15 protein-coding genes are annotated in these 15,691 nt (G+C 50.6%); 6 read left to right on the top strand and 9 right to left on the bottom strand.

The genetic code is table 11. From position 1 onward, the window contains the following. Positions 1–166: 166 nt before the first annotated feature. The 6 genes from BLQ88_RS21170 (at position 167) to BLQ88_RS21145 (ending at position 9,092) form a co-directional block, all read left to right on the top strand. The gene (locus tag BLQ88_RS21170) at positions 167–2,542 is read left to right on the top strand and encodes a TonB-dependent receptor (RefSeq protein ID WP_090154182.1); all 2,376 of its coding nucleotides are present in this window, start codon (positions 167–169) and stop codon (positions 2,540–2,542) included. A gap of 50 nt (positions 2,543–2,592) precedes the next feature. Further along, on the top strand, positions 2,593–3,621 hold the full coding sequence (locus BLQ88_RS21165; RefSeq protein ID WP_090154180.1) for a sensor histidine kinase: 1,029 nt from the start codon (positions 2,593–2,595) through the stop codon (positions 3,619–3,621). Between the two features lie 33 nt (positions 3,622–3,654). Beyond that, complete coding sequence (locus BLQ88_RS21160) at positions 3,655–4,422, top strand: LytR/AlgR family response regulator transcription factor (RefSeq protein ID WP_090154178.1); 768 nt, start codon at positions 3,655–3,657, stop codon at positions 4,420–4,422. A gap of 130 nt (positions 4,423–4,552) precedes the next feature. Beyond that, positions 4,553–6,679 carry a hybrid sensor histidine kinase/response regulator gene (locus BLQ88_RS21155; protein ID WP_090154176.1) on the top strand — a complete coding sequence of 709 codons (2,127 nt, stop codon included), beginning with the start codon at positions 4,553–4,555 and terminating at the stop codon, positions 6,677–6,679. A 111-nt stretch (positions 6,680–6,790) separates the two neighbouring features. Then, positions 6,791–7,186: an iron chaperone gene (locus BLQ88_RS21150; RefSeq protein WP_090154174.1), complete on the top strand. Its 396-nt coding sequence runs from the start codon at positions 6,791–6,793 to the stop codon at positions 7,184–7,186. Positions 7,187–7,292: 106 nt separating this feature from the next. Beyond that, complete coding sequence (locus tag BLQ88_RS21145) at positions 7,293–9,092, top strand: hypothetical protein (RefSeq protein ID WP_229212787.1); 1,800 nt, start codon at positions 7,293–7,295, stop codon at positions 9,090–9,092. A gap of 11 nt (positions 9,093–9,103) precedes the next feature. Here BLQ88_RS21145 and BLQ88_RS21140 read toward each other — a convergent pair whose 3' ends face one another. The 9 genes from BLQ88_RS21140 to BLQ88_RS21100 all read right to left on the bottom strand — a co-directional run bounded on the left by BLQ88_RS21140 (position 9,104) and on the right by BLQ88_RS21100 (position 15,685). Continuing rightward, positions 9,104–9,625 carry a DUF6169 family protein gene (locus BLQ88_RS21140; protein ID WP_143016897.1) on the bottom strand — a complete coding sequence of 174 codons (522 nt, stop codon included), beginning with the start codon at positions 9,623–9,625 and terminating at the stop codon, positions 9,104–9,106. After that, on the bottom strand, positions 9,606–9,827 hold the full coding sequence (locus BLQ88_RS21135; RefSeq protein WP_090154168.1) for a hypothetical protein: 222 nt from the start codon (positions 9,825–9,827) through the stop codon (positions 9,606–9,608). The genes BLQ88_RS21140 and BLQ88_RS21135 overlap by 20 nt, the downstream gene beginning before the upstream one ends. Positions 9,828–9,848: 21 nt before the next feature. Continuing rightward, complete coding sequence (locus BLQ88_RS21130; RefSeq protein WP_090154166.1) at positions 9,849–10,370, bottom strand: DUF6169 family protein; 522 nt, start codon at positions 10,368–10,370, stop codon at positions 9,849–9,851. After that, positions 10,351–10,536 carry a hypothetical protein gene (locus BLQ88_RS21125; protein WP_090154164.1) on the bottom strand — a complete coding sequence of 62 codons (186 nt, stop codon included), beginning with the start codon at positions 10,534–10,536 and terminating at the stop codon, positions 10,351–10,353. The genes BLQ88_RS21130 and BLQ88_RS21125 overlap by 20 nt, the downstream gene beginning before the upstream one ends. 124 nt (positions 10,537–10,660) lie before the next feature. After that, positions 10,661–11,725 carry a response regulator gene (locus BLQ88_RS21120; RefSeq protein ID WP_090154162.1) on the bottom strand — a complete coding sequence of 355 codons (1,065 nt, stop codon included), beginning with the start codon at positions 11,723–11,725 and terminating at the stop codon, positions 10,661–10,663. 17 nt (positions 11,726–11,742) lie between these two features. Further along, the gene (locus BLQ88_RS21115) at positions 11,743–12,978 is read right to left on the bottom strand and encodes a PAS domain-containing sensor histidine kinase (RefSeq protein WP_229212786.1); all 1,236 of its coding nucleotides are present in this window, start codon (positions 12,976–12,978) and stop codon (positions 11,743–11,745) included. 78 nt (positions 12,979–13,056) lie between these two features. Then, on the bottom strand, positions 13,057–14,421 hold the full coding sequence (hemN, locus tag BLQ88_RS21110; protein WP_090154158.1) for an oxygen-independent coproporphyrinogen III oxidase: 1,365 nt from the start codon (positions 14,419–14,421) through the stop codon (positions 13,057–13,059). Between the two features lie 109 nt (positions 14,422–14,530). After that, positions 14,531–15,229 (bottom strand): sulfite exporter TauE/SafE family protein, encoded by a 699-nt coding sequence (locus tag BLQ88_RS21105; protein WP_229212785.1) that lies wholly within the window; start codon positions 15,227–15,229, stop codon positions 14,531–14,533. Positions 15,230–15,232: 3 nt separating this feature from the next. Further along, the gene (locus tag BLQ88_RS21100) at positions 15,233–15,685 is read right to left on the bottom strand and encodes a FixH family protein (RefSeq protein WP_090154156.1); all 453 of its coding nucleotides are present in this window, start codon (positions 15,683–15,685) and stop codon (positions 15,233–15,235) included. Positions 15,686–15,691 lie beyond the last annotated feature (6 nt).

Raw genomic sequence — 15,691 nt, 5'->3', positions numbered from 1 at the left:
TAATAAGTCCAAATAAGTTTGATTGCATTCGCTGCAACTTCGCCCCGACGATTCCCGGAACCTTCCCACCGTTTCAACCGTCTTTCCATACGTTTGGCCTCCCGGCGGATTTCAAACCCAAGGTGTTATGTAGATTTTTGATGCATCAATTCATAAAAATTAGCCAATGAAAGCATTATTATTAGCCATGACATTTCTTTTCGCTGCCAACCTTTACGCACAGGAAGGCACGCAGATGATCCGCGGGACAGTCCGCGACGAAGTTTCCAAATCTCCGGTGATAGGAGCATCGATTTTGCTCATTCAGGAGTCCGGCGCCAGTCCCGTCGGCGCGGTAACCGATATCCGGGGCGATTTCAGCATTGCGGGCGTGCCGATGGGCCGTCAGTCGTTTCAGGTTACGATGGTTGGGTACGAGCCGCAGCGACTTTCCAGCATTGTGGTTACAGCAGGTAAGGAAGTTGTTTTAAATGTAACCATGACCGAGGCGGTACAAAATCTGGACGAGGTGGTGGTTACTGCCGATCGTAAAAATGATAAGACCAAAACCAACAACGAACTGTCGCTCGTAAGCGGGCGGTCGTTCAATGTGGACGATACCAAGCGGTATGCCGGTGCATTGGGGGACCCGTCGCGAATGGCGGCCAACTTCGCCGGTGTCGTGTCGGGCGATGATTCACGGAACGACATTGTCGTTCGCGGCAACTCTCCATCGGGCACATTATGGCAGCTGGAAGGCCTGAATATCCCCAATCCCAACCATTTCGGCTCGTTTGCAGCCACGGGCGGGCCGGTAAGCATGCTCAACAACAACGTCCTGGGCAAATCTGACTTTCTTACCGGCGCCTTTCCGGCCCAGTACGGAAATGCCCTCGCGGCGGTATTCGACCTGCAACTCCGCGAAGGCAATAATCAGAAACATGAACTGATGGGCCAGGTGGGTTTCAATGGTTTTGAATTGGGCGCGGAAGGCCCGTTTTCGAAGAACTCCAAAGCATCTTTCCTTTTGAACTACCGGTATTCGACGCTCGGCCTTTTCAAAGCACTCGGGTTGCAGTTCGGAACCGGTACGGCCATTCCCGATTACCAGGATCTGAATTTTAAAGTGGCCGTGCCGACCGGTACCAAGGGGAAACTGACGCTTTTTGGCATAACAGGAAGCAGCGACGTGAATTTCCTGGGAAATGAAGTGGATACGACGCTTAACAATATGTACGGTACCGAAAATACCAACACCCGCGTGAAATACGGTACCAACATTTTCGGATTGGCTTACGAACACAATCTCACACCCAAAACTTTCGCCAAGCTCACCCTCGGTATGAGCACTACCCGCGAGCGGTTCAGCGGCGATTCCATCAGCAACCCGGCGCGCGAATCTTTCCTGAGCGGCGAGGCGAAATACAACACTTCGAAATACTCCGCGGTGTTGAATGTCAGACATAAGATGAACGCAAAAAGCAGCTTGTACGGCGGCGTTACCGTGGACCTGCTGGACTTTGACCTGTACAGTCGCTCACTGCATCAGGGCGGAACGATCGACACCGTCCGGGCGAACGTGAGCGGAGAAAAAACAGTGCTCACGCAGGCCTATGCGCAGTGGAAGTACCGGATTTCACAAGGGCTGATTTTTACTGCGGGACTTCATTTTCAGCATTATAACCTGAACAACAATGTGGCCGTAGAACCGCGTGCCGGATTGCAGTACGCATTCGGAAGGGGCCAATCGGTAAGTGTAGGATATGGTTTGAATAACCAGGCACAGAACATTTACACCTATTTTGTACAAACACCAGGCGAGTCGGGGCCGGTGCGGACTAATAAGGATCTGGGTTTCACCAAAAGCCACCATTTTGTGCTGAGTTATCAGAACCGCTTGACAGAGAATTTGTTACTGAAAATCGAGCCGTATTATCAGCAGCTATTCGATGTGCCGGTTGAGCAGCGGTCTTCTACCTATTCTGCATTGAATATGGGTGCTGCTTTCGGTCCTTCGGATCGTGATAGCCTGGTGAATGAAGGCACGGGCCGCAACATGGGCATCGAACTCACTTTGGAAAGGTATTTCAATAAAGGTTACTATTTCCTGTTCACGACTTCGGTGTTCGACTCGAAATACAAGGGTAGCGACAAGGTGGAGCGGAATACCGCTTTTAATACCAAATATGTGCTTAATGTGCTCGGCGGCAAGGAATTCCGTTTTGGTGCCAATAATATCGTAAGTGCTAACATCAAAACTTCGCTCGTGGGCGGGAAATACATTACACCGCTCAACCTGGCAGCCTCCCGTGCCCGGGGCGCGGCGGTGTATGATGAAAACCGTGCCTATTCGCTCCGGCAAAGCGCCTATTTCAGGACTGATATCCGTTTCTCGTACCGCCGCGAAATGCGTAGAAGTACCATGGAGTTTTCGATGGATTTGCAGAATGTGACCGCCCGCAAAAACATTTTTCAGCAAACTTACAACCCGAGGACCAACGAACTGGTGAACCAGTATCAGCAGCCGTTTTTCCCGGTGCCGTATTTCAGATATACATTTTAATTGAAATTTGGCGGGCAAACGAGTAGTTTGCCCGCCAAATTTTACTCAGGATGCAAGAAAAGGATTACAAGCTTAACGACGGGATATGGCGGGTCATCGGTATCCCGCTCATGGGGTTGGTCATAGCGTTGATGATCAATTTCGATGAGTTCCTGAAACTAAGCCGGCATTTCTTTCTCAGCGTGCTTTTTTCCACCCTGCTTACACTCACTTTCTGGGAGGGCAACCGGTACATTATCATATGGATGCGCCGGATTTTCCCCGAGTATGGTCAAACCGGTCGGCGGGTAGCTGCGCAGGCGGTGCTGGCGGTGACGTATGTCTTCCTGGTGTCGCTGCTGCTCGATGAGCTCTATTACAAACCGGTTTACAACGTAAGCGCCCTCGCCATGGCGTTCCGGATCAGCATCGTGCCGACGGTGATCGTTTACCTGGTTTATGAAGCGGTTTATTTTTTTGATGCCTGGAAAATGAATGTGAGAAAAACCGAAGCGCTCATGCGTGAAAATGTGCAATCGCAGCTGGAAGTGCTTAAAAATCAGCTTGATCCGCATTTTCTGTTCAATAGCATGAATACCCTGGCCGCATTGATCGACGATGAGAACACCGCCGCGCAGGATTACCTCGAAAGATTGTCGGACGTGTACCGGTACGTGCTCGTGAGCCGCAATAAGAACACCGTGTTACTGAGCGAGGAGACTGCATTCGTGGATGCTTATGTGTATTTGAATAAAATCCGTTTCCGGGAAAATTTGCAGGTGGAGAAACAGCTTTCTACGTCCGCATTGGCACAGCATATTACGCCGCTAAGCCTGCAAATGCTGATCGAGAATGCGATCAAACATAATGTGGCCTCGCGCGAAAACCCTTTGCAGATTGTGATACGTGAAGAAAACAATGGTTATCTCGTGGTCGAAAATAATATTTCGGAGAAGACCATTCTGGAAAAATCAACGCGCGTGGGGTTGCAGAACATTATCAACCGGTACGGCCTGCTGACTGACCGGAAAGTGGAGATAATTCGTAGCGAAGAACGGTTTACTGTGAAAATACCGCTACTGAGCCCGCTGGCTGAATAAACGATGACACCAGGGCATTACCGCCCGATTACTATGAAAATACTGATCATTGAAGACGAATATCCGGCCGCGGAAAGGCTGGAAAAGCTGATCAAAAAACTCGATCCGCGCATGGAAGTGGTTGCGGTGCTGGAAAGTGTCGAAGCTGGCCGGAAATGGTTTGCAAATGCAGAGCATGTCGACCTTATTTTTTCCGACATTCAGCTTGCCGACGGCCTGAGCTTCCAGATATTCGAGGAATTTCCGGCGCATAGCCCGATCATTTTCACAACTTCTTACGACGAATACGCGATCAAGGCATTTCGTGTCAAAAGCATTGATTATCTTCTGAAACCCATCAAAGCGCCCGAACTGGCGGAGGCGATCCGCAAATACGAGAATATCCGCGAAGATTTTTCGCCGAAAGCTTATGCCAGGAAGGTGGAAACATTGCTCGATAGCCTCGAAATGACGAAAAGGCCGTTCAAAACGCGCTTTTTGGTAAAAAACGGAGAGCAACTGATCCCGATCAACCAGGAGCAGGTCGCCTATTTTTACACCGCCAATGAAATGGCATGTCTCGTCGCGACGGACGGCCGGCAATACCTGGTGGATTACAAGCTGGAAGAGCTGGAATCGCTGGTGGACCCGATGAATTTTTTTCGCCTCAACCGCCAGTTTATTGCCCGCATCGACGCCATTCAGAAGATACACACCTATTTCAATGGTAAACTCAAAATAGAACTTCGACCGACGACATCGCAGGAGGTTGTCGTGAGCCGCGACAAGGCTCCGGCATTTAAAGCGTGGCTCGAAACATAAGCGGAAGGATGAAAGTGTAACTGATTCCAGGGGTTAGGTAGATTAAATATAAGGCGGCAGGCATGGCAGTGTTTTGTATCCGCTTATTTACCTTTGTTATAAACCAACCCTCAAAATCTCGGTTTTCCGGATGAAATTTCCTTTCCGTACTCTATCCAGGGCATTTTTTGTCTGGACTATCCTGCTGGTCGTCATTCTCGGATCATTCGTTTTCATGCTCTTGCTTACGCGCGGCAAATCGCAGACGATCCGCGAGAATATTCAGGAGCTCAGCAGGGATATGAATGGCTACCAGAAGGTCGATACCTGTATTTCGCTCCTGTACGTGGCGGAGAACAACAGCCGCCTTTTCATCATAACGCAGGATTCGGCGTACCTCACGGCATTCACCGGCCAGCTTCAAACCGTTTCCAGGATCCTTACCGAGTTTGAAACCGAGCGTGCTAACCGGCCTTCGGCGTTGTCGGGGCTCATGGAAAGCAAACGCGAAAGGAACGAAGAGTTTATCCGGATGAAGATCCTGGTAGACAGTCTTTTTGCCCTTTCAGTCCAGCGTAGCGAGCAAATCCAGCAGGAGCAATCCAAGCCCAAGCCATCGCCCATTCGCGTTAAAAAAACTTCAAAAGTCGATTCGATTGTCGAGGACGACACCAAAAAGAAGAAGCGCGGGCTTTTCAAAAGGCTTGCCGATGCGATCAAGAACAAACAGGACGATGAAGGTACCAGGCAAAAAACGAAGGTGATCATCCAGCGCGATTCGCTGGTAATGCCCTACCTGCTTGCGCGCGAGCTCGATCTGAGCCGCTATGACGAATACAACCGGGTAAAGAGACAGCTGAACGAAGCCGAGCAAAGGCTGCTGTTCCTGAACGGAGAGCTGTTTGCTAATTTGCAGCTAACCCTTAAATCATTGAAAGCGGCCGAAGAAGAAAAGGCCAGGGAGTTCAGGCGCGTACTGCTGACCGAGACGTCCGATAAGTTTGAGGAGGTTAACCATCTTTTCTGGGCCGGCGCCATGGTGGTATTGCTGATGACCATCATTATTATCCGTAACCTCGTCAAACTGTACCGCAACGACGTGACGATCGTCAAATATGCCTCGTTGGCCACCGAGGCCGCGAGGAAGAAAGGGGAGTTTCTGGCTCAGGTTACCCATGAGATCAGGACGCCGCTCAATGCGATCATCGGGTTTTCGCAACTCATGGACTCGGATCGCCTCGATGGCCAGATGAAGGAGAGCGTCGACGCTATCCAGAGCTCATCACGGATTTTGCAGACGCTCGTGAATGACCTGCTCGATTTTTCCAAGCTCGAAAGGGGCAAACTGACGCTGCAATACCAGACATTCAACCCGGTTGCGCTGGTGAACGAGGTAGTTGCATTGATGAGCGTTCTGGCGGGGGAAAAGAATATTGAAATTGTGTCCAAAATCGACATCGGCCCGCAGGTATGCCTGGAAGGCGATGAATTCCGGATCAAGCAGGTGTTGATCAATCTGTTGAGTAATGCGGTCAAATTTACGCCGGCACTGGGTAAGGTGTTGGTTGAAACGGCCCTGGAAAGTGCCGAAGGACAGAAAAAATGCTTGAAAATCAGGGTCAAGGACTCCGGTATAGGCATTGCGCAAGAGCATTTGAAGGAAATATTTGAAGATTTTAGCCAGATCGAAGGCGGGTCGGTAGGGAAGCAGGGTACCGGCCTCGGACTGGCGATATGCAAGCGGATCGTGGAGCTGCACGGAGGCAAGATTTCGGTCGAAAGTGTGCTGGGAAAGGGGTCGGAGTTCAGGATAGCCATTCCGATGCAGGTGGCCGAAAAGCAAAAAACCGTCCCAATGCAGGTCCGGGAAGTCGCGCAAGTCGATTTACGGGGCAAAAAAGTGCTCGTAGCCGACGATACCAAGCTGAACCTCGTACTGATGAGCAGGTTACTCGAAAAGCACGGCCTCACATTTAACCTCGTTCGCTCAGGTGACGATGCCCTCGAACTGTTCGAAAAGCAAGCTTACGACCTCGTTATCACCGACATTAACATGCCGGGAATGGACGGCTCCGAGCTGACCCGCCAAATACGCAGCAATGCTGACCACCAAAAAGCATCCACGCCGGTAATCGGTTTCACCGGCGACCTTTCCGACCGCGACAAGGATTTCTATGCCGGTCTCGGCATTAACGGCGTCTTGGGTAAGCCCTTTTCCGAGAAGGAGTTTTTGTCGGTGTTAGCGTCGGTATTTAGCCGCGGAGCGCGGAGTAACTAGCATTAGCCTTATGTTCTTATAGCCAAATGGTTAAATTAGCAGGGCGAGCCGGTTAAATGCGGCTCCGGCAGTACTTTGACTAACAAATCCACTTTTAAAACCCGAAAAGACATGGCAAAAACAGATTTCAAGTCCGTCGACGAATACCATGATACGTTTCAGGGCGAGAAGAAGGAGCGGCTGGCGGCCATCCTTAAAACGATCCGTGAGGCGGCACCTGATGCCGAGGAGGTGATCAGCTACCAGATTCCGGCTTACAAGCATTTCGGGTTTTTGATTTACTATTCGGCGGCGACAAACCACATTTCCCTTTCATATCCATACAGCCAGGCATTGCTGGACGAGTTCAAAGAGGAGCTTTCCAAATATAAAATGAGCAAATCGGCGCTCCAACTGCCGGACAAGGACCCGCTGCCGCTCGACCTTATCAGGCGGATTGTTCAATACCGAATGAAGGAAAATGAGCTTGCGGAGGCATCGAAGCCACAGAAAGCCAAAAAGAAATGATGCATTCGCGGGGGCATGACGTTTCTCAGTATCGTAGCTAAGCGACGTCAGTTTTCCGGCGGTGGCGGCCGCGTACTTTTGGATGACTTATCAAGACCTCATCCACATGATGCCGCATACATTTCATATTCCGGTCCTAGGGCTGGGATATTCCATCGATACCCCCATTAAAGTCGCCAAATACGGCATATCGTCCGTCGCTTCCATTGTCGACGACGAGCTGATCGAGCGTATGCGCTTGCATTACGCACGTAAGCATGGCGAGAATGATACTGCCATTAAAAAATCCGAGCCGGATTACCGCGCCCGCAGGATTACCGCCTATCTCGATCTGATGCACCGCATCGTAACAGAAGAATTTGACAAACTGAAAAGCCAGTCTTTCGGGTCAGGGAATGATATCGATCGGTATTTCAGCCTGTTACCGGCTGGTTCGGAGCTGAAAATACGGTATGAAGCTTTGCTTGCGATGCCCGACGGAGCTGAGAAGGGTAGTGCAGCGGATGCGCTGCGGGAGCAAATGGTGGCGGGTGCTATCGACGTGAATATCATGTCGAAAGTCGATAAAATGAATACCGATGCCGAAGGGAACCTGCTCGATGATATTTATACCGACGCGCTGGCCGCGTTGCGCGGGTTTGCATTAAGCCAATTGTCGTCGTCGATCATTCTGTCCGCCGGCATGAACCCGCATTTGTACAGCTATCTCGAAGCTTTTGCCGACTTTTTTCCAGACCGGGAAGGAAATTTTCGTAAAAAAGTGGTCCTCAAAGTGAGCGACTACCGTTCGGCGCTGATCCAGGCCAAGTTTCTGGCGAAGAAAGGCATCTGGGTTTCCGAATTCCGCATTGAATCGGGGCTGAACTGCGGTGGCCATGCGTTTGCAACGGAAGGCAACCTGCTGGGACCTGTTTTGGAAGAATTCAAAAATCGTCGCGGCGAAATGCTTACCGAATTGCTGGCGCTATACGAATCCGCGCTTGGAAATAAGGGTATCGCGCTCGTACGTGCGCCCCGCACACGCATATCCGTGCAAGGTGGCATTGGTACCGCGGCCGAGAATGCCTTTTTGCTGGAACATTACGGCATTGAAGCCACGGGTTGGGGGAGCCCGTTCCTGCTCGTTCCGGAAGTGACCAATGTCGACAAGGATACGCTCAACGAGCTGGCCAATGCGGGTAGCGATGCTTATTATGTGAGCGATTCATCCCCGTTGGGCGTGCTTTTTAATAATTTCAAAAATAGTAGTGCCGAAAAACAGCGCCTGGAACGCATTGCCAAGGGCCGCCCCGGCAGTCCGTGCAACAAGCGCTACCTTGTCTCGAATACCGAATTCACCAAGGAGCCGATCTGCACGGCCTCGCGGGAATATCAGAATCTGAAAATCAAACAATTACTCGCGCAGGACCCACAGCCCGCCGACCTGCAAACGCAGATCGACGCAGTCACCGAAAAACTCTGCCTGTGCGAGGGATTAAGCACCTCCGCACTCATCAAAAGCAATCTGATAAAACCACGTGAAAACAAAGCAGTAGCGATTTGCCCAGGGCCAAATCTGGCATTCTTTTCAGGAATTTATTCGCTGGAAGAAATGGTAGGGCACATTTACGGTAAAATCGATTTGCTAGCCAAACACCTGCGGCCCAATATGTTCATCAACGAGCTCAACCTGTATGTGGATTACCTCAAAGAGGACATCGACCGACATGCGGTCGCATTGAGTGATAAGAAGGAAAAGTACTTTTCGAAATTCCGCGCAAACCTGCTGGAAGGAATCAATTACTACAAAAAAATGATTCCGGAAATAACCAATCAGACTGTGGCCTACCGGCAGGAGATGATGGCGCAGCTGGAAGTGATTGAAGCAAGATTATCACAACTTCCCACTCTTGTCCGTGTAGCATGAGCCGGATACGTTTATAACTTACCTGTCTTGTCAATATCTCCGGAGTGAAACAGCCTGGTCGCTACCTCGTAATCCTTGTGCGTTTTGCGCAGCAGTATAGATGTATAGACCGGCAATTCATATCGAATCAGATTTTCATTTTCGTCAACCTTCAAATCTACTACAATGACTTGCCTGTCTTGTTTCTCGATGGACGGATCATTCATCAGGCTGAACCACCGATTGAATTTTGCATATCGCAAATACCCCTTTCCGTCACGTGGGTCGCAATAGTAAATGATGATAGGGTCCTTTTCTTTCAAAAAATTGGACAGGATATCCAGCACAGTATTTCTGAGCCGGATATCAAGACCCATGGAAGGCTTGTCCGTTTCGATAAAGAAATTGCAGGCTGGGGCAATTTCCGGGTTGTCAGGGAAATACCTCGTATCCCGGGATAGATCGACGGTAACGACGATATTCTGGTCGGTCAAAAACTTATAGCGCTCCCCCAATCTGGTGTAGGCGTAAGCGTCAGAAAAGTTTGATTCCAAGTGCTTCAAGTTCGGCTTTTGTCATTTCACCCCTGTTATATGCATCTATGTCCCTTCTCGTTTGCATCATCCGTGCTGCAATATTATCAAGCACAAGCCCCGGACGTTGTTCGGGAGTGGTTGTTTTGGCAGCTTCCGGTGAATCTGTAATTGGCAATGCTTGCTTGGTTTCTCCTGCTTCGGTTGGTATTACTTGTTCCATAGCTTGAATTATTTTAGGTGATCATAACTTACCTGTCTTGTCAATATTTCCGGAGTGAAACAGCTTGGTCGCTACCTCGTAATCCTTGTGCGTTTTGCGTAGCAGTATAGATGTATAGACCGGGAGTTCATATCTGATCAGATTTTCATTTTCGTCAACCTTTAAATCTATTACAATGACTTGTCTGTCTTGTTTCTCGATGGACGGATTATTCATCAGACTGAACCAGCGATTGAATTTTGCATATCGCAAATACCCCTTTCCGTCGCGTGGGTCGCAATAGTAAATGATGATAGGGTCCTTTTCTTTCAAAAAATTGGACAGGATATCCAGCACAGTATTTCTGAGCCGGATATCAAGACCCATGGAAGGCTTGTCGGTTTCGATAAAGAAGTTGACAGCTTCCTCTATTTCAGGGTTGTCAGGGAAAAATCTGGGATCTTGGGATAAATTTACCTTCACAACGATGTCTTGCACCGTCGTGAAGGTAAAGTAGCTACCATTCTGTTGGTAGGGATAAAAGTCAGTAGAATTTGATTCCAAGTGCGTCAAATTCAGCTTGTGACATTTCTCCACGGCGGTATGCCTCTATATCTCTCTGCGATTGCATCATCCGTGCTGCAATATTATCAAGCACAAGCCCCGGACGTTGTTCGGGAGCTTTCACATCCGCAGTATCTTGTGTTTTCGTAGTCGTTGTTTGTTCCATAGTTTGAAAGATTTTAATGAAGTAATTCTTAAAACTAGGAAAAGCAAATAAACTATTTCTGCGTCAAAACCGGGGAATGAGTGGCCGGAAACTTTGGATTAATTATCGGTAAAATAGGTAGCATTTAATTCCGCATCCGCGCCAGTTTTTCGTATTCCAGCACGGTGATCTGGCTGCCTTTCATATCTACCAGGCGCTCGTCTTTGAAGTCGGAAAGCGTACGGATCACGGTTTCGGTAGCGGTGCCTACCATGGAAGCAATGTCCTCGCGGGTGACGGCCATGGAGAATGGCTTCGAGCGGTCTTCCTGGTAACGCTGTACAAGCATTACCAATGCCTGCGCCACGCGCTTGCGCACAGAGTTATATGCGAGTTGCAAAAGCCGCTCTTCCCGCTCTTTGATCTCATTGGACAGCATTCGGATAAACTTGGAAGCCACTTCGCGGTTGCCTTGCAGCAGGTTGAAGAAATCGTCCTTCGGGATCATCGCCACTTCCGACCTCTCCAATGCAATGGCCGTTTCTTCGTAAGGCGCGCCTTGCAGCAGATCGAGGTAGCCGAAGAACTCGCCTTCTTTCAGCAGGTCGGTAATGTATTCTTTGCCGTTTTCGTTTGATTTATAGGCCTTAACCTTTCCTTTTTGGAGAAAAAATACATGCGAAGGAAAGCTGCCTTCCGTGTAGATCGTCTCTTTTTTCTTCAAAACCTTCACCTTCTTATCCTCCGCGAGTTTCACGATCGGGTCAAATGCCTGTGCTTCTTTGATAAACTGGTCGAAACCGTCGGCGGAGCGCTCGAACTGCTTTTTCAGCCTGTCGCTCTTTTTGAGGCGCATTTCAACGGCATTGAGCAGCTCCACGTCGTCGTACGGTTTGGTCAGATAATCGTCGGCGCCCATGGTCATGCCTTTGCGGTAATCCTCCTTCTCGGCTTTGGCGGTAAGGAAGATGAACGGAATGGAAGCAGTTCGCTCGTCTTTACCAAGCATGTGCAACACACCATAGCCGTCGAGCTCGGGCATCATAATGTCGCAGATGATCAGGTCGGGGTGGTGCTGGGCGGCCTGTTGCACGCCTTCCTTGCCATTTCGGGCGGTGAGCACCTCGTAGTTGGCGAGTTCGAGTATCTCGGCGGTATTTTCCCGCATTTCGGGACTATCTTCTATCAAAAGTATCTTTCTCGCTTCCAAGTTGCGTACTGTTTGTGTCAGGATTCGATTTTTACGGTAGCCGGCTCGCGGTTAGGCAGTTCCACGAAAAACGTAGTGCCCGCACCCACTTCACTTTGGAAGCGCACGGTGCCGCCCATCAGTTCGATGTAGTTTTGTACAATATTGAGGCCCAGCCCGGTACCCTGCGCATTACCGGCATTATTGGCGCGGAAAAACCGGTCGAAAATGTGGCCCTGGTCTTGCTCGGGAATGCCGATACCCTGGTCCTGCACTTCGATGCGGATCAGCCCGCTCCAATTTTTGACCCTCAGAAAGATCGATTTGCCGGATTCCGAATACTTGATCGCATTCGAAAGCAGGTTAAAAAGTACATTCCGCAACAGCTGTTTGTCGAGCCAGGCAGTGACTTCGCCATCGTAGGAAAAATGCATTTGCTGCGCTTCCTTACAAAGCCCGCGGATTTCTTCTATGAGATTCTTGCAAAATGCATCCAGGTCGGTAAGCACAGGAATCGCGTGAATGCGGCCCTCTTCCAGCTTGCCGATCGAAAGAAAGTCGTTCAAGATCTCGGTAAGGTTGGTAACCGTCGATTTGATGCGCTGGACGTGCTTTTGCCGCTTGTCCTCGTCCTCCGTGCGGGAATAGCGGCCTATGAGGGACGCCGACGACAGGATCGTCGCCAGGGGCGTCCTGAACTCGTGCGAGGCGATGGTCACGAACTGGCTCTTCATGTTGTTCAGTTCGCGCTCCTTCGTCAATGCCCGTACCACTTCCTCCTGCGACTGCTCTATGCGCTTGATCGCCGCGGCCAGCTCTTCGGTACGCTGCTGCACGCGTTCTTCGAGTTCCGCATTCAGTTTTTGTATTTCAAGATTAGCTTCGATAATGCGGCTTTCCTGCTTTTTGCGCTCGGTAATATCGATTACAAAACTCACCACAAACTCGCCGTCGCTGGTTTTGAAAGGGCTGAGACTCACCTCTACCGGAAACTCGCTGCCGTCCTTGCGCCGGGCGAAAAGGTCCATCATATGTCCCATACCACGTGCGCGGGGCGCTTCCAGGTACTCGTCGCGGTAGCCCACGTGGTTCCGGTTGAACCGTTGCGGGATCAGCGTCTCGACTTTCCTGCCGATCAGCTCGCTGTCGGCATAGCCAAAAAGCTCCTTTGCTTTGGGGTTGAGCATTACAATATTCGCCTGCCTGTCCACCACCACGATCCCCTCGGTCGCGTGCTTGAACAGGGCATCCAGCATCTCGATGTGCCGTGTCATCACCTGCGTATGAATTAAAATATCCGTATCAAACATACCAAAGTACAGGACACAGGTGAACACCGCAAGAATTCATTGTTAAACTGTTTGGCTGAAAAGGGTCGTTTGAGGTAAATCGGCCCACAGGCGCGCATCAAATGCCATGCATACGTTTCGTACGAATGCTTTGCCTTTTTCAGTGATCCTCAGCCGGAAAGGCTCCACTTCCACCAGCTCGTCGGACTCCATTTCCGCGAGCCTTTCAAGGGCCTGGTAAAGCTCCATACAAACTTCCGACGTGCTGGCCCAGGATGTTTCGAAACCCGTCATCAGCCGCAGAATATGCTTTCTCATGATCAGGTCCTCGCGGCTCAGCGCATGTCCGCGGAACAGCGGCAGCTCGTTTGCCGCGAGTTTTTTGTAATAATCCTCCACTTTCTTCTCGTTCTGCGCATAGCCCCACCACGAGTCGGAAATGGACGATGCACCGAGGCCGATCAGCAGTTGCGTACGCGTGTCGGTGTAGCCCATGAAATTCCGGTGCAGGCGTTCCTGTTTGGCAGCTTTGTAAAGCTCGTCGGATTTGAGCGCAAAATGATCCATGCCGATGTCCTCATAACCGGCCAGTTCCAATGCATTGCGGCCGGTTTCATAGATCGCCATTTTGTGATCGGCATCGGGCAGGTCTTTTTCGGTATAACGGCGCTGGCCGGGTTTGATCCACGGCACGTGGGCGTAGCTGTAAAATGCAATGCGGTCGGGGCGGAGGCGGATCACATGCAGCATGGTCTCCATCATCGAGCAATTCTTCTGCTGCGGAAGTCCGTAAACAATGTCGTAATTGACGGATGTGTACCCGATTTCACGGGCTCTTAGCGTGAGGTGTTTTACCTGCTCAAATGTCTGGTGCCGGTTGATAATGGCCAGGACTACCGGATTGAAATCCTGCACGCCAATGCTTATCCTGCGGAAGCCCGCAGAGTATAATGCTTCCAGATGCTCGTCGGTGGTGTTACCCGGATGCGCTTCGAAACCGAAACGGGCGTCAGCGTGTACCAATGCATTTGCCAACAAGCCATTCACGAGTTCAACCAGGTGTGCCGCACTGAAAAATGTAGGCGTGCCGCCGCCGAGGTGCAGCTCGCGGATCACCGGTTTTTCATCCCCAAACAATGCGCAATACATTTGCCATTCCTTCAAAACGGCCTGGATGTATTTGTGCTCTACCGCATGGTTAACTGTAATGCGCGTGTTGCAGCCGCAATAGGTACAAAGGCTTTCGCAAAATGGCAGGTGTATGTAAAGACTGATTCCTTCCTTTTGATTCGACACCGTGAAAGCATCCTGGACGAGCTCTTTCCATTTGCTCACCGGGGGAGGCGTTTTCTGCCAGTAGGGGACCGTCGGATAGCTGGTGTAGCGTGGTCCGGGAATGTTGTATTTGAAAAGCAGGTCCTTGTCCATTGGTCAAAGTTTTGATGTAGATCATTGATCAAAACTACCCAGGACAGGAAGCGGAAAACATGATCTTGATCATGCCAGAAACAGACTTCTACCCGGGATCAACAGGTGCTCATCGGCAGATTGTAATGCCTGCCGAAGCACCGGAATGTTCGGGATAGGACATCATAACGCCGCGTGCCACCAGCCAGATGCCCGCGATAGCTACGAGTACCGGCGTCAGTTTACGGATGCGCGTCCTCAATGCAGGTGTGAATTGCTGCTTTGCAATGCCCAACGCAAGCATCGCGGGCATGGTACCAAGTCCGAAAAGCGCCATGAATGCGCCGCCAGCCCAAGCACCACCGGTGGCAACGGAGCTTATGAGTGCCATATACACCATGCCGCAGGGAATTGCCCCGTTGAGCATTCCAAGAAATAACATACCGGTCAAATCCGCCTTTTTGAGATAGAAACCCATGCTATGCTTCAACCGGTTTATCGCTTTTTGCCAAAACAATGGCATATGCAGCCGCTGCTCCAACCCGGCCGGCCAAAACACGTAAACCAGCATGGCCACCCCGACTGCAATGGACGCGTAACGCAGCACTCCCAGCCAGGCCAGCGAAGCCCCCAAGGTTCCGATTATCATTCCAAACATCGCATATGTAAGCGCGCGCCCCACATTATACGCGAGCACGCCCGCGATCCGGCGCGTGCGTGTGCCCTTATACACGGGTAATGCGAGCGCGATGGGCCCGCACATCCCCACGCAATGGAAGCTGCTGATCAGCCCCATCGAAATGGCAAGGTAAGGCAGGACGGTAATCATGGTTTAAAGGTTTTTGTGGTCAATCACCACCACGCCCTCGTTCCAGTAAGTTTCGTTTCCGCGTTTCCAGTCGAACTGGATTTTGTAGCGACCTGCCGGGATTTCTGATAATGCGATGGTCTGGATGCCGGCATTCGGTTCAATCGCGAACTGCCGGTCGTTGCGGTTATCGGACGGGCAGTAGAGGCGGATTTCCCCGGAGATATTCGATTCCGCTAAGCTCGGGGGGTAATTTACTTGCAACGCGTTTTCAGTAACCTGCCACGACAGCGGCTCGGGCAATGCCGCGGCGCGTTGGGCTTTGTCGATCTTACCCTGAAATTTCAGTTCCTCCTCGTAGTAATGGTCCGTTACAAGATCGATTTTCTGCCCCGCGCTCATACTTACGAGCAACAGGATCATCGAAATAAAGCTGATGTAAACAGAGGCAATGAGGGCTTTCCAATTGATTTTCATGGTGTT

Source organism: Dyadobacter soli, assembly GCF_900101885.1.
GTDB lineage: Bacteria > Bacteroidota > Bacteroidia > Cytophagales > Spirosomataceae > Dyadobacter > Dyadobacter soli.
The sequence above is the reverse complement of the archived record's forward strand: the minus strand, read 5'-3'. Positions and strand labels throughout refer to the sequence as shown.